Source organism: Actinotignum schaalii, assembly GCF_028864145.1.
Classification (GTDB): domain Bacteria; phylum Actinomycetota; class Actinomycetes; order Actinomycetales; family Actinomycetaceae; genus Actinotignum; species Actinotignum schaalii_B.
The window spans coordinates 1-18567 of the sequence record NZ_JARBHJ010000027.1 but is presented as its reverse complement, the minus strand read 5'-3'; the positions used below and the strand labels follow the sequence as shown (position 1 = coordinate 18567).

Below are 18567 nucleotides of genomic sequence, written 5' to 3'. Positions count from 1 at the left end.
CTACACAGCTCCGGAACGTTTTTTGTGTCGGGGTGGTGTCGTACCCTAGAAGGGCTATGGAGGAATCGTACAAGTCAACAATCGCACGGCTGCGGGAGCGCGTAGCAGCCGCCCAGCAAGCCGGGGCTACAGTGGGGCGCCGCTCGGGCGTGCCTGCCCGGCTTAACCCGGTTGCGGAAACTGCATCCGCGGGTCAAACCGCGTCAGCAGTCCGCGCTACGCCGGTGGGCCCCGCCACACCAGCACCCGCATTGGCAGGAAACGAACGTTCGGGTGGCATCAGCGCGGCTGCGGAGCGTATTCTCACCGGCCTCAATAGCGCCCAGCGGGAGGCCGTGGTCCACACCGGCGGTCCACTGCTCGTGGTCGCCGGGGCCGGCTCGGGAAAAACCCGGGTACTTACCTCGCGTATTGCCTACCTCATCGCCACCGGGCAGGCTCATCCGGCCAATATCCTCGCCATCACTTTCACCAATAAGGCCGCTCGGGAAATGCGCGAACGCTTGGAGGGAATGCTCGGCGGCCTGGCCCGCGGTATGTGGATCTCCACCTTCCATTCTGCCTGCGTGCGGATTCTGCGCGCCGAACACCGCGCGCTCGGGATGCGTTCCACTTTTACTATTTACGATGCCGCAGATTCCCAGCGTCTCATGACCATGGTGTGCCGGGAAGAAAATATTGACATCCGGGCCTACCCACCCAAAATGCTCAGCCGCCAGGTCTCCAATCTCAAAGATGAACTGGTTACCCCGGCTGCGCAGGCCGCGGCCGCCACCGATCGGGACGGGCAGGTTCTGGCCCAGGCATATGCCGCTTACCAGAATCGTCTGGAGCGTGCCAATGCGCTGGATTTTGATGATCTTATTATGCGCACGGTGGAGGTGCTCACCTCCCATCCAGATATTGCCGAACGCTACCGCACGCGTTTCCGCCATATTTTGGTGGACGAATATCAGGACACCAACCACGCCCAGTATGTTCTGGTGCGCACCCTGGCCGGGCAAGGCCCGGAACGCTCATCCCTCACCGTGGTGGGCGATGCCGATCAGTCCATTTACGCCTTCCGCGGGGCCACTATCCGCAATATTGAGGATTTTGAAAAAGATTTCGCGGATGCCACCAGCGTGGTCCTGGAGCAAAACTATCGCTCCACCCAAAATATTCTCTCGGCTGCCAATGCTGTGATCTCCCACAATGAAGGGCGCCGGCCCAAAAAACTGTGGACGGATTCCGGTAGCGGGGAAAAGATCACCGGCTACGTGGCCGATTCGGAAAGCGATGAAGCCCATTTCGTTGTCACGGAAATTGACCGGCTCCGGGATGATAACGGGGTGCGCTACGGGGATGTGGCGGTGTTTTACCGCACGAATTCCCAGGCGCGGGCCCTGGAAGAAATGTTCGTGCGCTCCGGGATTCCTTACCGGGTGATTGGCGGTACTCGCTTCTACGAACGTAAAGAAATCAAGGATGCCCTCGCGTACCTGCACGCGGTGGCGAACCCGGATGATACCGTCTCGCTGCGCCGCATTATTAACGAACCGAAACGCGGGGTGGGGGATACCGCGCAGGGCCATCTGGCCACCCATGCCCAACGCTGGAATATTTCCTTCGGCGCTGCGGTAGCGGATGTGGCTAGTCCACACCCGGAACGTGGCGAGGTTGCGGGGCTGACAGCCCGGGCCCGCAGCGCCGTCGCCGTTCTGGCCCGCATCCTAGAACAGGCCCGCGGTGAAGCGGAGGCCGGCGGTAAACCCGCGGATATCCTCGATTACCTCATGGACGAATCCGGGTACCTGGCCGTGTTACAAGAATCCAAAGACCCGCAGGACCTCAGCCGGGTGGAAAACCTGGCCGAATTACACGCGGTCGCGGTGGAATTTTCCGCCCAAAATCCGGATGCTGGGCTGGGGGAGTGGCTGGACCAGATTTCGCTGGTTTCGGATACGGATCGACTTCCCGAAGGTAGCGAATCCGAAGGGGAAACCACCCTCATGACGGTCCACACCGCGAAAGGTCTGGAATTCCCGGTTGTGTTCGTGACCGGCCTGGAAGATGGCACCTTCCCGCATATGCGCTCCCTGGATGACCGGCGCGAATTGGCTGAGGAACGCCGTCTCGCCTACGTGGCCTTCACTCGCGCACGCGAACGCCTCTATATCTCACGAGCGGCAGCGCGCTCCTCCTGGGGCGCCCCCCAGGAATTCCCGCCCTCGCGTTTCATTGAAGAAATCCCACCCGAACTTATTGACTGGCGTCGGGAGCATTCCTCCCAGGATCTCGTGCGTGGGGCCGGCATCGGATCCGGTATCGGTTCTGGATACGGGTGGGGGAGTCGGCAGCGGCGCGCCTCATCGTTCTTTGACGACGACGCTGGACCAGTTATCGGTTCAGGTAAATTCAAACCCGGGAAACTCGGGGTACCCGCCGCCGCGAACTCAGCCTCCCAGGCAGATTCCGCCGGTAGTGCGCATCCTGCGGCCGGCGGTTCGGGTGGTTCCGCGGTTGGCGGTTCGAGCGGCACCCCAGGCACCTCAGGCACACCTAGCGCGGCGGGCGCGGCTGATACCGCAGCGGATACCAAGGGCTTCGCGGTGGGTGACACGGTAGAGCACCGCTCCTTCGGGCGGGGGACCATCCTCGGCTTTGAAGGCCGAGGAAAGTCCACCACCGCGAAGGTAGCTTTCGGCTCGGTCACGAAACGCTTGATGCTGCGTTTCGCTCCCTTGACGAAAGTGGAGAAGTAGCCGCGCTTATCCGGCAGTGAGGGAAGCGCTGGCCACGCACGTAGCGCCGGTGCCTTCCGTCGCGCCGTTAGGCACGGCAGCGCCCGCGGCAGCGGCCGGCACGCTCAGGGTGCGGCGGTGGCTGCGCGCCGCCACTCGCCCGCCTAGCTTGCGCCAGGCCAGCGCGCTCAAGAACACCACCCCATCGGTGAAAGCCATCATCGCCGAGGTCGCCAAATCCAGGTACAGGGCCAGCACGAACCCGAGAAGCGCCTCGGCCACCGCAATAATCATGGTGAGAACCAGAAGGTGGCGCAGCGAGCGGGCGAAAAGAATCGCCGTGGCCGCCGGAACCACCATGAGGGCAATAACCAGGATCGCCCCCGCGGCGTTGAAAGCCGCCACCACGGTCAGCGAGACCAGCATCATGAGCCCCAGTTCCACCGCCCGCACCGGGAACCCGATAGTAGCCGCGAAATCACTGTCGAAGGTATCGGTTTTGAGCACCCGGAAAAACACCGCGATGAAAATAGCGTTGAGCGCGCACACCGCGAGCAGCTGCCACATGGTACGCGGGCCGATATCATAACCGCCGATAATAATATGCTCTGGGCTCAAGGCCATGAGATTGAGATCTCCGGTCAGCACAGTGTCCTGGCAAATATGGACATGGGAAAGTGTGGTCGAGAGCAACAAAATACCCAGAGCGAAAAGCACCGGGAAAATGACACCTTGACTCGCGTCCCCGGTCAGCAACCGGGTGCGATCCAATTGCTGGGCACCCAGCACCACCACCAAACCCATGAGCGCCGCGCACACCACCATGACCGGGGAATGCGTGGAACCGGAAAGAATCGTGCCGATAACAATTCCCGGGAGCACCGCGTGGGACATCGCATCCACCAGCATGGACCGGCCACGTAACACCAGGAAAACCCCGGGAAGTGCGCAGGTTACCGCGGTCACCACCGCAAGCAACATCACTGCCACGATGAAACTCATCGCTCACTCCTTTCCGAACCAGCGGGCGCTGCCACACCGGCCGGCGCCGCAGGCGCCGGCGTCGTCGCCGATTTTTGCACCGCTGCGGTGGCTGTTACCGTTCCCGTAACCGGAGCCGCGGTAGCAGCGCGTGCCCGCGCCACTAGATCTTCACGCAAACGCCGCTGACGCAATGCCACCACCACGATGGAGCGGCGCGGCGCGGCCAGCAAAGACAAGGCGAAAATAACGAAAAGGTGGATGACCACAACGGGGCCGGTGGGAACCTTGCCCAGGCACACGGATAGGTACGCCCCCGCCGCGCCCGCAAGCCCACCGAAAATACCGGCCAGCACCATCATCGAGGACATGCGGTGCGTCCACTGGCGCGCGGCGGCGGCCGGCATAATCGCGAAAGCCACCATGAGAATAAGCCCCACGCCCTTAATTCCAATAACGATGGCGATGGTAACCAGCACCAGCATGAGCGGGGTGAGCACGCGCGGGCTGAAACCCTGCAATTGTGCCGTGAGCGGATCGAAAGTTACCAATTTGATTTCTTTGAAGAAAGCGAGGATCACGGCGACGGTGAGCAGCCCGAATACCGCGATGGTCACCAGGTCCCCGGCGCGTACATTCGCCGCGTTGCCGAACATGTAGCTGTCGATCCCGCCGCGATTGGGCAGGTGGGAATGGGTGAGGAGGCGCAGGCACACCATCCCGCCGCCGTAAAACAGCGAGAGGCAGATGGCCATGGCGGCATCCGGTTTCACTTTTGAATGCGCCACGATGATATTGGTGAGAACGACGGCGCACATCGCCGCCGCACTCGCCCCGAGAACGAGGATCACCATCGAGCGCCCATCAGCACCCAGCAGGGTGGCGACCGTGAAAGCGGCAACCACACCGAGAATGGAGCTGTGCCCGATAACATCGGAAACCAGTGACTGGCGGCGCAGGTAGAGCAGGCAACCAGCCACTCCGGAAAACACCCCGATGAGGGTGGTGCCGATCAACATGGTGCGGAAAATGTAGGTTCCCCACAATTCCAGCGGGGAAATAAAATCAATCATTGCCCCGTGCCCTCACTTGCGTTCGAGCGCCACGGAAAGGCCGTACGCCCGCGCAATATTATCCGCGGTGAAAGCTTCCTCCACGCTTCCGCTCGCCACCAGTTTGCCGCTCGAAAGCAGCACCACGCTATCGCAGAAATCAGGAACCGTTTGCAAATCGTGATGCACGATCATGACGGTCTTTCCCTCATCGACCAGTTCGCGCAGCAGCGTCATAATCGCCTGCTGGGAAGTGATATCAATGCCCGCGAAGGGTTCATCCATGAGGTAGAGCTCAGCGTTCTGGGCCAGGGCACGTGCCACGAAGGTGCGCTGCTGTTGGCCACCGGAAAGCTCGTTAATATGGCGATGGGCAAGATTGGAAATCCCCAGGCGTTCCATGGCCGCGGCGGCCGCTTCGCGCTGGCGCGCGCCCGGCCGGCGCAGCCAGCCCAGCTGGGCGTACGTGCCCATAAGCACGACGTCGCCCACCGTGGTCGGGAAATCCCAATCTACGGTGGCGGTTTGCGGCACGTAAGCAATACGCGAACGCACCCGGGGGAGAGGTTCGCCGAAGAAGGTGACCTCCCCGGCGAGAGCGGGAACGAGACGCAGGGAAGCCTTCATGACGGTTGATTTCCCCGCGCCGTTCGGACCGAGAAGCGCCACCACCTGGCCTGGACTGACGCGGAGCGAAACATCGCTCACCGCGATCGTATCCTGGTAGGCGACGCTCAGGTGGTCAATCTGACAGGCCAGCGTGGTAGCGGATCCCATCGATATCACCTATTTCTGCGAGAGCGCGCTGACGATGGAGTCAACGTTGTAGCTGAAAGCGCCCAGGTAGGTATTCGTGGGGGCTTCGGAGCTGAGAGTATCAGCGAAAAGCTCGTTATCCGAGACTTCAACGTGCCAGCCCTTTTCACGCACCGCGTCCTGGAGGTGCTTAATGACTTCCGGGTTCTTGAGGTTGTCCTGGAAGATCACCGGGACCTTGCGTTCGGCAATGAGGGTGGCGAGCTCGTTGAGCTCCACCGCGGACATTTCCGATTCGGAGGAAACGAAATCGGTGGCGTGAATTTCAATACCGAAAGAAGCACCCAGGTAGTTGAAGGCATCATGCCCGGTGATAAGTACGCGATTTTCTTTCGGGATCTTATCGAACTTTGCCTTGGCTTCTTCAGCGGCCGCAGCGATCTTCTTATTGTACTTTTCCGCATTGGCCTTGTAGAGATCCGCGTTGGCGGCATCGATCTCACCGAGCTTGGCGGCGGTGGCCGTCACCACGTACTGCCAGTTCTCCGGGGAGTTCCACACGTGCGGATCGTGGCCTTCGATCTTGCCGTCTTCTTCCCAGGGGAGGAGCTTAGCTTCCGGGATAGCTTCGGCGGCCGCGATCTGGCGGTCACCGAGCTTCTCAAGCTGGCCCATCATCTTGTGTTCCATATCGTGGGAGGTCCACACTACAAGATCGGCCTTTTCAATGGCCTGGGTATCCTGGGTGGTCAGTTCCTGGGTGTGAGGATCACCGCCGGGCTTGACCAAGGTGGTTACGTTAGCCTCGGGGGCGACGTTGCGAATAACGTCCTCGAGGTAACCGGTTGTTGCCACCACCGACAGGCCCGCGGCCTTTGAGGAGTCGGAGGAAGCCGAATCGGATGCGCCCTTATTTTCGGTAGCGCAGCCGGTTAGCGATGCGAGTGCCAAAGCCCCGGCCGCGGCAATCGCGGCCAACTTAACAGAATGTTTCATGGTGTCCTTCTTCAATCACGAAAGCATGTAAGGTATGGGTTTCTTTACTCGGGACCTGAATATGTTAACCGATGCACGCATAAAGCACTAGGGTGAATCTGCGAAACGTCGCGAAAAATCCCGGGAATCGCTGGGTGAAAAGTCAATAATGATAATTGCGTGCCTGGTAGCTGCGGTGCGGCTCGCGTAGGTGCGGCACCGTGGCTCGCTTGTAGTGGAACGACGACGCCGCTAGCTCATCTTCGCCCTTGCCTGTCCGCATGATGGACCGGGGCGGGGGCTATGTTCGGGGTGGGCTAAGCTCACAGCTATGCAGCAGGATCTCAAGGTACGGGTCCGGGCCGGTGCGGCCTGGCGATGGTGGTGCGCCTAAGTAGCGCGTCCTGCGGCGCAACCACGCCGCCCCAACCACTTGAGAGGAGAATCCCGTGCACCGGGACCTACCGCATCTACCTGAGCACCATGTCCCTGATGTGATATCCACGTATCGCTTGGCTACCACCACATTTTCTACCTCCACCCACACGCAGCTGCGCTGCCGCTGGTGGAAAGCCGCCAGGGGGCGATGGCACAGTCCGCTCAACTTGGCCCAGCCCGATTAGCATCGCAGTCCAGAAAAATGCAGTCCAAAAGTCTTTCCACACGTACGGAGTTGTCATGATTAAAGAAGCCATTATTAAAGTTGTCTCCAAGCAGGATCTCACCTACGACGAGGCCTATACCGTTATGAATGAGATCATGGGCGGGGAAAGCACCCCCACCCAAACGGCAGCTTTCCTGGCCGCACTATCCACCAAGAATGCGCGCGCAGAAACCACCGATGAGATTTCCGGCTGCGCCACCGCCATGCGTGAGCACGCCGATTACTTCGAGGTTCCTTTCCCCACCCTGGAAATCGTGGGCACCGGCGGGGATAACGCCCATTCCTTCAATATTTCTACGACCTCGATGTTCGTGCTGGCCGCCGGGGGAGTTAAGGTCTCCAAGCACGGCAACCGTGCCGCTTCCTCGCTTTCCGGTACCGCCGACTGCCTGGAAGCCCTCGGGGTGAATATCAACCAGGATCCGGATACCTGCCGGCGCCTCCTCAATGAGGTGGGTATGTGCTTCATGTTCGCCCAGCTTTATCACAAGTCCATGAAGAACGTGGGGGCCATCCGCAAGGAACTCGGCTTCCGCACTGTCTTCAATATCCTCGGGCCGCTGACCAACCCGATCCATCCCGAGTACCAGGTCCTCGGCGTGTACGATGAATACCTCGTGGAGCCCCTCGCCCGCGTCCTCAATGACCTGGGTGTCCACCACGGCCTGGTGGTTTACGGTCAGGACAAGCTCGATGAGATTTCCCTCTCCGCACCCACCACGGTCTGCGAAGTACGCAACGGGGAATACCGCACTTTCGAGATGTCCCCGGATGTGTTTGGTTTTAACCGTGCTACCCCGGCTGATATGCTCGGTGGCACCCCGGAAGAAAACGCCCAGATCACCCGTGATATCCTCTCCGGCAAGATCACCGGCCCCAAGCGTAATGTAGTTCAGCTTAATGCTGGCGCCGGTCTCTATATCGCCGGCAAAGCTCGCTCCATTGCCGCGGGTGTTGATATGGCCGGTGACCTTATTGACGACGGTAGTGCCTACCGTAAGATCGACGAATTCGTGGAGGCTTCGCGTGCCTAATATTTTGGAGCAGATCGCCGCCGCCACCCGGAAGCGGGTGGCCCGCGATAAAGAACAGATTCCCACGCCCCGCATGCGTGAACTTGCCGCGGCGCTGGCCCCCACCCCGGGGAGCGATCCGGCCAGCTTCCCCTTCGAAGCGAGCCTGCGCGGTCCTGGACTCGGCTTCATTTGCGAGGTGAAAAAAGCCTCGCCTTCGAAGGGAATTATTGCCGAAGATTTCCCCTACCTCGATATCGCCCGTTCTTACGAAGCAGCCGGGGCAGAGGCGATGTCCGTGCTGACCGAACCGCAATGGTTCCTCGGCTCGGACCGCTACCTGGAGGAGATCACGCGCACGGTTTCTACCCCCTGCCTACGTAAAGATTTCGTGGTGGATTCCTACCAGATCCACCAAGCGAAAGTGCTGGGAGCCAGCGCGGTGCTGCTCATCTGCTCGCTCCTGGATACCGAGACCCTGCGCGAGTACCTCCAGCTGGCGCATTCCCTCGGGCTTTCAGCCCTGGTGGAAACCCACGATGCCGCGGAAATTGATTCCGCACAGGCTGCCGGCGCCCGCATTATCGGTATTAATAACCGCAATCTCAAAGATTTTTCGGTGGATCTGGCCACGGCGGGTCAGCTGCGGGCCCGTATCGATAGCACAGCGCTTGTCGTTGCCGAATCGGGGGTGCGCGGGGCCGCGGACGTGGAAGCGCTCGCGGCCGGCGGTGCCGACGCGGTGCTCGTGGGCGAAGCCCTTATGCGCAGCGCAGATAAAGTAGGTGTATTGGCCCAGTGGCGCCAGGCCGCGGCGCGCGTCGTCGCCCCCGCACAGGAGAAAGAGTAATCATGACCGCAGAACATACGATGGGAAGTTCCGCGCCGGAAACCGGCACCTCCGAGCGCCCGGGCCGTTTCGGGATCCACGGCGGGCAGTTCATCCCCGAAACTCTTATGCCGGCTATTGAAGAGCTGGATGCCGCGTACCGGCATTACCGTGATGACCCGGAATTTAATGCCGAACTCACCGAGCTCTTCAATAATTACGCGGGCCGGCCCTCCCTCCTCTACTACGCGGAGCGGATGACGCGCGACCTCGGGGGAGCAAAGATCTACCTTAAGCGCGAGGATCTCAACCATACCGGCGCCCACAAAATCAATAATGTGCTCGGCCAGGCGCTGCTCGCCAAGAAAATGGGCAAAACCCGCCTCATCGCCGAAACAGGGGCCGGCCAACACGGGGTCGCCACCGCCACGGCCGCGGCGCTCTTCAATATGGAGTGCGTGGTGTTCATGGGTGAGGAAGATACCCGCCGCCAGGCCCTCAACGTCTATCGGATGCGCCTGCTGGGCGCGGACGTGGTGGCCGTCAAAACGGGGACCGGCACTCTCAAGGATGCCGCTAGCGAAGCCTTCCGCGAATGGACGGGCCGAGTGAGCGACACCCACTACTGCCTCGGCTCGGTTATGGGTCCGCATCCCTTCCCCTCAATCGTGCGTGACTTCCAGGCGGTCATTTCCCGCGAAGCGCGCGCCCAGATTCTCCAGGCCGAGGGGCGCCTGCCCGATGCGGTCATCGCCTGCGTGGGCGGGGGCTCGAACGCGGCCGGTTCTTTCTATAACTTTGTGAATGATGCGAGCGTGCGTCTCATCGGCGCGGAGGCGGCCGGGCGGGGCGTGGATACCCCGGATACCGCCGCCACCATCGCCACCGGCACTGAAGGTATTTTCCACGGCATGAAATCGTATTTCTGCCAGGATGAATTCGGGCAGATCGCCCCGGTGTATTCCATTTCGGCCGGTCTGGACTACCCGGGCATCGGCCCCGAGCACGCCTACTGGCATGATATCGGGCGCGCGGAATACGTTCCGGTCACCGATGATGAAGCAGTGCGCGCTTTCGAATACCTTTCGCGTACCGAGGGGATTATTCCCGCGATTGAATCGGCGCACGCTCTTGCGCACGCCATGAAAATCGCCCCGGAAATGCCGGGCAAGATTATTATCGTCACGCTCTCGGGCCGCGGGGATAAGGACGTCGCGGCCATCGCGCGTTACCGGGGAGAAGATATCCATGACTAAACAGGTACCCATCGCCCGGGCTTTTTCCCGCGGCAAAGCTTTTATTCCGTTCTTCACCTGCGGGGATCCGGATTTAGGTACGACGGCGCAGATTATTCGCGCGGCCGGCCGGGCCGGTGCGGATCTCATTGAATTCGGCGTGCCTTTCTCTGATCCCACCGCCGAGGGCCCCGTCATCCAGGCATCCTCGGAGCGGGCACTGCGCGGAGGAGCCACAACGGACAAAATTTTTGAGATGATCGACCAGGTGCGCCCGGATCTGGAGTGCCCTTTCGTCATTATGACCTACGCCAATGTGGTCTTCTCCTACGGCTCGGAGCGTTTCGCGCGCCGCTGCGCTCAGGTGGGGGTTTCCGGCGTGATTCTCCCCGATGTGCCTTTTGAAGAAAAGGGCGAATTCGAAGCCCCGCTCGCGGCCCACAACGTGGATCTTATTTCGCTCATCGCGCCCACTTCCGAAGATCGGATCGAAGCTATTGCGCGAGCGGCGCGCGGGTTCCTCTACGTGGTTTCCTCCATGGGGGTGACGGGCATGCGCTCGAATATCACCACCGATGTGGGTGCCATCGTGGAGAAGATTCGTTCGGTCACCGATACTCCCTGCGCGATTGGCTTCGGGATTTCTTCCCCGGAGCAGGCCGCGCGTATGGGCGCCCTTTCCGACGGCGTGATCGTGGGCTCAGCCCTGGTTTCCCGTATTCATGAGCTGGCTGCCGCAGGAAAAGCTGCGGATGACATCGCTGCGGATATTGCCAGCCGGGTGAGCGAACTCAAGGGAGCGCTGGGCTAAGCAGCGTGGAGTGAGAACGCCGGTGCGCGTGGCGGAGCGAAGAACCAGGTGCGCGCAGCGGCCGCGAGAAGACAGTGCGGTGAGCAACACGCCGGGCTCTCTTCCGCGGCCCGGCCCACTCCGCGCGTCACCATGGAAGGGATGTTAACGTATTCGCGCCGCGTGGCGCTCGCTCTGGCTGTTATCCAGCCCGTGGTTCTCACCTGGATCACGGTGGTGCTCATCTGCCTGCTCGGCTACACCCTCACCGCGGCCTCCCCGCTGCTCGGAGATGTGACCTGGCAGGGCGCGGCACGCCTGGGCGGCTCCCTGTGGCTGCTCGCGCTCGGCACGCCGCTGGTAACCGCGGGCGGGCATATCGGCCTCATGCCGCTGCTCCTCACCGCGCTCATCGCTTGGCTCACGGTACGTTTCTTGCGCGCCATCGTGGTGGAAGACTGGTGGGACGTTGCTATCGCAACGTTGAGCGGGGCGGGAAGCGCCGGGGTGATCTGCCTGTTTTCCCTCCCGCAATCCTCCCTGCTTCACGCCCTCGTGGGAGGTGCGGTACTCGGTTTCCTGGCCAGCCAATGTGCCTGGCTGGAGCGCCCGGCCTGGCCCGGCGTAGCTTTCCTCGAACGCGGCTGGCGCCTCATTGCGCCGCTGACCGCTACCCTGGGCGCGGTAAGCCTCCTCCTGGTTCTTATCGCGCTGGCACTTGGTTTCGGGCAGGTCCGGGCCTTGCACGTCGCCTACCTTACCGACCTCACCGGCACCATCCTCTTCACCCTCACCCAGCTACTCTTCGCACCCGCGCTGGCGGTATGGGCACTGGCCTACGTGACCGGTGCCGGTTTCACGGTGGGCAGCGGAGCGGTCTTCTCGGCCCTGGGTGGCAGTTTTGCTCCCATCCCCGGCCTTCCCGTTTTCGGCTTGCTGCCCGACCCGGCCCTGCGCCCCGCCTGGCTCCTCATCATTCCCATCCTCATCGGTCTGACCTGGGGTGTTATCCGCTCGCTGCGCCCGCGCGAGTGGGCGAGCGCCGCGGTGGGTGCCCTGGAACTCCTGGTCATCGTGGCCCTGGCCGGGCAATTCGCCACCGGCGGGATCGGCCCGGGCCGCATGCTCGAAGTAGGCACGCGCGCTCCGCTCCTCACCGGCTGCGTGGCGCTCACGGTGCTGCTACCCTTCGCCCTCGGCTACGGGGCGCGTGACTTCTGGACGTGGGTGCGCGCCTGCTGGGAGCGTTACCGGGTGCGGCGCGCCCTGCGCACCGCCGCACAGCAGAACAACGACGCCCACCTCGCAGAGCCCACGTCCGCGACCACGGTAACGCCTTCCGGTGCCGAAGCACCGGGAGGGGAGAGCGCGCTCACCCCGGATGCCAGCGCTACCGCGCCCACCGCTGCCACTGCACCGGCTGCGCCAGCCGCTCCGGCCGCCACGCTGCACTCGGTTCCTACCGCCGCGACCGCTGCGGAACCAGCATCTTCCCAGCCCGCCGCTGCTGACTGGGAAGAGCGTGGGAAAAGTGAGGAAAAATAACAGGAGAGCTGGGCATAGAGTGAAATAGTGGCGCGCGGAGGCACCCGAGCGGCCTAAAATTTTGCCTATGCTTCAACCCAATACGCACGGGGCGCTCCTGGCTGCCGGCCTGTGCTCGCTGGCTTTCCTGGCGCTGGGGGTGCGCACCATCCCGCGCACCCGTCGCCTGGCTACCGCGATTCCGGTGTTCGCCATGGTGATATCGGCGGTATGCGGCGTCGTCGCTATTGGGGTGGGGATGAACCTCAACTTGCAGTACGCGAGCACGTGGAGCGATGTCAAAACCATTTTCACGAAAAGTGGGGGCAAGGCATCCGTGACCGCGGTAACGAGCGAGCTACCCAAATACGCCGGGCAATCGGGTGAGATCCCCATGCCGGAAGGCACAGAGTGGAAAGCTGATTTCACCCCCGCCGGAGGTGGGGTGGTGAGCACGGTCTTCCGCGGCCCTGAATCCGGCCTCGAACTGCCCGTATGGGTCTACCTACCCCCGGATTATTCCCCGGAGCGCACCTACCGCGTGATCGTTATGATCCAGGGATTCCCCTCCCAGACGGAGAAAATCCCGGGCGTGCTGGATTTGGAGCATACGATGCCGGCGAGCGCGCCGGATACGATCGTTGTGGTCCCCTCCCTCAATGTTGATAACCAACAGCCCGATTGCGTGGATCTATCCGGGCGGCCCGCGGTGGGAACCTGGGTGAACCGCGACGTCGTGCAGATGGTACGTAAGAATTTCTCGGTTTCTGCCGATCGGCGCGATTGGGCCATTGCCGGGGCCTCCTACGGGGGTTGGTGCGCGCCGGTGCTCGGGCTTTATAATCCGCAAACCTTCGCCTCGGTGATTTCTTTTTCCGGGTACAACGTGCCGGTTATCGGCCTGACCCAAGCGCCCGGCCTGCGCGAACAATTCACCGTCAGCAATCTCATGAAAAAAGCGAGTTGGCCGCAATCCATGTACTTCACCGGGACCCGTACCGATAACGACCCGGTGGAACTGGCGCGCGGCCTGGAGGAAGTCAATAACCCGCGCCTGAAAACCACCGTGCACCTCGACCCGAACGGCGGGCATTCCTGGGATACCTGGAAAAAACAGCTCCCCGGGGCGCTGGACTGGTGGAATGGTGATCAGGCGGGCGGAACGAAAAGCGTGGTGGCCACCCGCGGCTGGATGACTCAAAAAACCACGGTGGCCGGCGCCTACCTGATTTTCGCACTTCTGGCAGCTGGAAGCGTTATACGCGGGCGCAGCTTGGTGCGCCGCCCCCTCTACGTGCCCCGGCACGCCGCGCAGATCCGCCGGCACGCCCTGCCGCGCGGCAAAGGCCGCTACCGGATACGGCGCTGGGCCTGGGTGAGCCTCACGGTGGCCTGGGGGATAGTGGCCCTGCTCCTCACCGTCAACCTCAAAACACACACGGTTGAAGACATCCGCTTTATCGGTGCCTTCTTCCATCTCTTCACCATGTAGCGGCGGGCGGTCTTCCGCGCTGGTCGGGCCTGAGGCGCGGGCCGCGGCCCGCACTAGCGCGGGATATACTGGCCGATGTGAATGCGCATTTTTCCCACCCGGTGGTCTATTGGGCCTGCGCGGCCTGGATCGGCATCGTTATCGCCCTGGCTTTCCTTGCTGATCCGCGCGTGGCCATCCTCGCGCTCGCGGGCAGCTTCGTGGTTCTCGCGGTGGCGCGCCTGACCCTGCCCACCGGCTACGTCCCCTCGGTGCGCTCGCGCATCACGGACGCCGCCACCCTCCTTCTCCTCGCCGCAGCACTCTTTTTCCTGGCGCGTTTCGCCCTCACGCCCCCCGTTATTTAAGAACGACGCCGCAGCGCCCCGGTGCGCAGGGCTAATAGATAAAAGTGGATCTAATGACTGCGTGTCCTTGGCTTTGATCCGGTCCGGAACTGCATGAACCGTGCCCGAAAACAAAGTGTGCGCGAGAGTACCGTTTCAGGGCGATTTTGTGTCTTTTATGCACATCCTGTGGGAGGCGATGTCCCGGACTCACACTGTGCCTAACCGGACCGCCTCGCCTGACCCGCAGATCTGGACGACTGCGCTGGATCGTCCTGCTGAAACGCCGATCAAGGTCTCGCGCCGCCCGCCGACTTACCCCTTCTCCGCCGCCGCGCCGGCGAGGAGGGTATGTTTTTCCTGGATGTACTGCGCATGTACGACAAGAGAAGTACAGCTCTGAAAACAGATGCCCTCTCCCCAGCTGCTGGGTGTGACTATTGAAGTATGTGAGATTCATGAGGCTCTCGCGGGAAGGGCGCCACGTCTCCCGCGTGTTCGCTTGCCGCTTGTTTCTGAGACGCGGTGGGGCTGGCGGGCGCGGGCTCGTCCATACTGGTGGAGTGAGTCCCTTAGCTATGAACATCATCTGGGTTATTGTTTTCACGCTGATTGGCGCGTTTTTTGCCGCTTCGGAAATCGCGCTGGTGTCCCTGCGGCAAACGCAAATCGATGAAATGGCGGAAAATTCCGCCTCCGGGAAAACTATCCAGCGCCTGACCGCGGACTCCAACCAGTTTCTTTCCGCCGTTCAAGTGGGCGTAACCCTGGCCGGATTCTTCTCCGCCTCCTTCGGTGCGGCCTCCATCGCCCCGGAGATCGCCCCCACGTTCAGAGCTTGGGGGATGTCGGAAAACGGGGCCACCACCCTGGCTTTTGTGCTCACCACGCTCGTGATTTCCTATATTTCCATTGTGTTCGGGGAGTTGGTGCCCAAGCGCATTGCCCTGCAATCGGCGGAAACGATCTCCACGGTGGCCGCTCGGCCCCTCGCTTTTATTACCGCGGTGCTACGCCCGGTCATCTGGTTCCTGGGCACGAGCGTCAACGGGGTGCTGCGGTTGCTGCGCCGCGACCCGAAAGAGCAGCGCGAAGAAATGGGCGTGGCGGAGCTGCGTGCCTTTGTGGCCAGCCAAGAAACGATTGGCACCGAGGAACGCGATATGGTCGTCTCGATGCTCTCCGTTTCGGACCGCACCGTTCAGGAAGTCATGACCCCGCGCACCGAAGTGGAATTCCTCGACGCGGAACTTTCCCTCGATGACGCGCGCCCCCTCGTTACGGCCCTGGAGCACTCGCGTTATCCGGTGCGCCGGGGTGGGAACGACGACGACGTGATCGGCTTCCTCCACATCCGCGATATGCTCGCTCCCGCTCCCACGGCTCAAAGGGTGAGCGATTTGGTGCGCCCGGTGACCTTCTTCCCAACCGGTAAGGATGTGTTGGAAGCCCTCTCGGATCTGCGGAAAGCCCATGCTCACCTTGCCATCGTGGTGGATGAATACGGCGGGACGGACGGCATCGTCACCATTGAGGACGTGATGGAAGAATTCGTGGGTGAAATCCGCGATGAATACGACCGTGAAGTCCCCAAGGTGCAGGTGCACGGGGGAGTGCGGGATATGGACGGGCTCTCCACCCGCCCCGAAGTGCTCAAAATGCTCGGGGTGGAGCTACCCGAGGGGCCTTTCGATACCCTGGCCGGTTACATCATCGCCCAGCTGGGGCGTATGCCCAAGGTGGGCGATTCTACCCGGTTAGGCGCGGTGGAGCTCACCGTGCAATCCCTGGACGGGCGGCGCATCGACCGGGTGCGGGTAGACCAGGTGACCGAATCGGAGGATATCGCTATGGCCCGGATGGAAGGCCATAGCGAAGCCGGGCGGTAGCCCGCCGCCGGCGCTCGCATTGCCGCCAGCGGTGGCGTTGCTGTTGAATTCTGGATATACCTTCACGGAGCTACTTGCAACTTTGCAACTTCGATGTAGAAAAGCGAAAAAATAGCATTTTTACGGAGTTATGCGCGTTTCTAATTTTCGCGACAGTGAAAATAATAGATAGAAATAGTCATTGCCGATGCGTATGGAAAACTAATTATTATGTATAAATCGACGGCGTATTCGGCAAGTAATCGAGCTATAGTGGGCTCGTTTCGGCTCGATTGAATTTTGGTTACAAAAGACGTTTTCACTCGAGACTTTAGTCACAAGAATCCGTTCATTGCCGCATAAATAGGCGGAAACGTCTGACTACTGCATTGCTCGGGCTGGAATTATCCTGAACGTCACCCGTGGTGAAAACTGTAGAAATTAGCTAAGGTAAATCAAGAAAGCGACTATGCAGTCGTACTCATTCCTATTCCTTATTGAACGTGAAAATGGTTTCGCGACGGGTGTGGGATGTTTGCCTGTAACGGTATCAATTGGTGAGGGGTTAGTAGTGAAGCTGATCAAACGAGCGGCTGCCGTTATTGCCGCGCTTGCTGTTCTAGCGGGGGGGGGTAGCCGCTCCTAGCCTCGCGTCACCCGACACTTCCGATGGGGGAGAAACGCGCGCAACGGAGCGCGCAGCAGGTATCCCCGTCGGCCCCAACCTCACCGCCACCTGGGATTCCACCACACAAACACTCACTGTTGCTGGATACGGGGAGTTGAAACAGTCCGACTGGATGCGAGTGAAGCATCAGCATTGCGATTCGGCAAGTCGGGGCCCTAATGCAGCTAAAAAAATAGTATTTGCTCCGGATGGAAATAATAGGATCGCGTTCCCTCCCGATTCTTCATTCTTTTTTTCGAATTGCCGTATCGCCGACATCCAACTCCCTAAGTATGGAATTGATGTATCGAACGTCACTGACATGACATTTATGTTTGCAAAATCCGAAGTGGCCGATCCGGATGTGAGCGAATGGGATACCGCAAAAGTAACCAAAATGGTGGGGATGTTTGATACTGCGAGGAAAGCGAATCCTAACGTCAAAAAATGGAATACCAGTAGCGTAACCGACATGACCTCGATGTTTTACCTGGCGAAAAGTGCGAAACCTGAAGTAGGCGACTGGGACACCAGTAAAGTGACAGACTTCAGTTGGATGTTCTACAACGCTTTGAGTGCTAATCCGGATGTCAGCAAATGGAACACGGGGAGTGCCACTCACCTCGGTGCCATGTTTTGGGGCGCAAAATCTGCAAACCCGGATGTTTCACGTTGGGATACGAAAAATGTGGAGTATTTGACTTTCATGTTCGAAAGAGCGAATAACGCAAATCCTGACGTTTCAAGGTGGGATGTACGAAAAGTCAAACATGCAGCGGCAATGTTCCAGGAGAATAAAACTGCTAATCCAGATGTCAGCAAGTGGGATCTAGCCAGTTTGGAATACGCCGATGCTATGTTTAAAGGTGCAAGTGCTGCTACTTATATCGATATTACAAACTGGTCAATTGCTCGGATCGTTGCAGACGACGTTGAAAGTAGCAACGGTGCGAATGATGCTTTCGCGACGACGGGACGGACCACTATTCGGTTAAAGGGCTCGCAACTAAGGACCCTAGCCAAAAAAGAAGCACATAGACATTTTGGTGTATTTAAACTGGAACAAGGAGTCCCTTACAATATTTTTGAGGAGGGCGAGCAGTCGAACGAATATACTCCTCTTTACAGTAGTAACGTTGATGGCTTCGACGCGGATAGGCTGTTACGGGCTGCTGAAATAGTTCGTGATGACGCGATTTATCTCATTCAACCGGCAGACATTAAAGAGATTACGGTTAGAGCTAATCCGGTAACTATTTATGCGGGTGAACCGCTGCCGCGCTTGACCTACACTGTCTCTCCGGCCGGTATGGAAAACCAACTTGAAGGGGAGCTGGACACAAGTTATTCAAATTCTTCTGTTGCGGGCGAATATCCTATTAAGCAAGGCGGATTGCGTATCAAGCACGCTGCGAGATCCACGTATGTCTTAAAGTTCATTCCCGCAACAGTGACTGCGAAAAACAAACCCCCGCAGCCGCCGGCTCAGGTGACTGCTACTAACTGGGTTGATGGGGCGAAGGACTGCAACAGCCGGAAGGTTTCGCAGTCGCGTACGGTGACGACGACTCCGTATAAGTGGGACTCGGGTAAGCGTAAGTGGGTGCTCGATACCGGTAAGGCGTCGAAGCGGACCGAGAATCGCCAGCGGGATATGAACGATGGCGAGCAT

The 18567-nt window shown here is 60.3% G+C and carries 14 protein-coding genes; 10 read left to right on the top strand and 4 right to left on the bottom strand.

Annotation, left to right across the window (positions count from 1 at the left end; translation table 11 throughout):
* Positions 1 to 56: 56 nt before the first annotated feature.
* Positions 57 to 2744, top strand: coding sequence for a UvrD-helicase domain-containing protein (locus PWJ82_RS06715; protein ID WP_274735973.1), 2688 nt, complete (start codon positions 57 to 59; stop codon positions 2742 to 2744).
* Between the two features lie 6 nt (positions 2745 to 2750).
* Here PWJ82_RS06715 and PWJ82_RS06710 read toward each other — a convergent pair whose 3' ends face one another.
* The 4 genes from PWJ82_RS06710 to PWJ82_RS06695 are packed head-to-tail and all read right to left on the bottom strand — an operon-like array spanning position 2751 to position 6508.
* Positions 2751 to 3725, bottom strand: coding sequence for a metal ABC transporter permease (locus PWJ82_RS06710; protein ID WP_274735972.1), 975 nt, complete (start codon positions 3723 to 3725; stop codon positions 2751 to 2753).
* Positions 3722 to 4777 carry a metal ABC transporter permease gene (locus PWJ82_RS06705; protein ID WP_274735970.1) on the bottom strand — a complete coding sequence of 352 codons (1056 nt, stop codon included), beginning with the start codon at positions 4775 to 4777 and terminating at the stop codon, positions 3722 to 3724. The genes PWJ82_RS06710 and PWJ82_RS06705 overlap by 4 nt, the downstream gene beginning before the upstream one ends.
* A gap of 12 nt (positions 4778 to 4789) precedes the next feature.
* On the bottom strand, positions 4790 to 5533 hold the full coding sequence (locus tag PWJ82_RS06700) for a metal ABC transporter ATP-binding protein (RefSeq protein ID WP_016443025.1): 744 nt from the start codon (positions 5531 to 5533) through the stop codon (positions 4790 to 4792).
* Between the two features lie 9 nt (positions 5534 to 5542).
* Positions 5543 to 6508, bottom strand: a complete 966-nt coding sequence (locus PWJ82_RS06695; RefSeq protein WP_274735967.1) for a metal ABC transporter substrate-binding protein — start codon at positions 6506 to 6508, stop codon at positions 5543 to 5545.
* A 657-nt stretch (positions 6509 to 7165) separates the two neighbouring features.
* On the opposite strand from PWJ82_RS06695, the gene trpD reads away from it, so the two are divergent.
* The 9 genes from trpD to PWJ82_RS06650 form a co-directional block, all read left to right on the top strand.
* A complete protein-coding gene (gene trpD, locus PWJ82_RS06690; protein ID WP_274735966.1) occupies positions 7166 to 8185 on the top strand; it encodes an anthranilate phosphoribosyltransferase in 1020 nt (339 codons plus the stop codon).
* Positions 8178 to 9014: an indole-3-glycerol phosphate synthase TrpC gene (gene trpC / locus PWJ82_RS06685; RefSeq protein ID WP_274735965.1), complete on the top strand. Its 837-nt coding sequence runs from the start codon at positions 8178 to 8180 to the stop codon at positions 9012 to 9014. Before trpD ends, trpC begins: the two co-directional genes overlap by 8 nt.
* 2 nt (positions 9015 to 9016) lie before the next feature.
* Positions 9017 to 10249, top strand: coding sequence for a tryptophan synthase subunit beta (gene trpB, locus PWJ82_RS06680; protein WP_274735963.1), 1233 nt, complete (start codon positions 9017 to 9019; stop codon positions 10247 to 10249).
* Complete coding sequence (gene trpA, locus PWJ82_RS06675; RefSeq protein ID WP_274735962.1) at positions 10242 to 11039, top strand: tryptophan synthase subunit alpha; 798 nt, start codon at positions 10242 to 10244, stop codon at positions 11037 to 11039. Before trpB ends, trpA begins: the two co-directional genes overlap by 8 nt.
* A gap of 141 nt (positions 11040 to 11180) precedes the next feature.
* A complete protein-coding gene (locus PWJ82_RS06670; RefSeq protein WP_274735960.1) occupies positions 11181 to 12563 on the top strand; it encodes a cell division protein PerM in 1383 nt (460 codons plus the stop codon).
* 67 nt (positions 12564 to 12630) lie between these two features.
* On the top strand, positions 12631 to 14034 hold the full coding sequence (locus PWJ82_RS06665) for an alpha/beta hydrolase (RefSeq protein WP_274735959.1): 1404 nt from the start codon (positions 12631 to 12633) through the stop codon (positions 14032 to 14034).
* 77 nt (positions 14035 to 14111) lie between these two features.
* Complete coding sequence (locus tag PWJ82_RS06660; protein ID WP_274735957.1) at positions 14112 to 14381, top strand: DUF3017 domain-containing protein; 270 nt, start codon at positions 14112 to 14114, stop codon at positions 14379 to 14381.
* Positions 14382 to 14923: 542 nt separating this feature from the next.
* Positions 14924 to 16249: a hemolysin family protein gene (locus PWJ82_RS06655; protein ID WP_274735955.1), complete on the top strand. Its 1326-nt coding sequence runs from the start codon at positions 14924 to 14926 to the stop codon at positions 16247 to 16249.
* Between the two features lie 779 nt (positions 16250 to 17028).
* Positions 17029 to 18567, top strand: a 1539-nt coding sequence (locus PWJ82_RS06650; RefSeq protein WP_274735954.1) for a BspA family leucine-rich repeat surface protein, incomplete at its 3' end; no start/stop codon positions are given.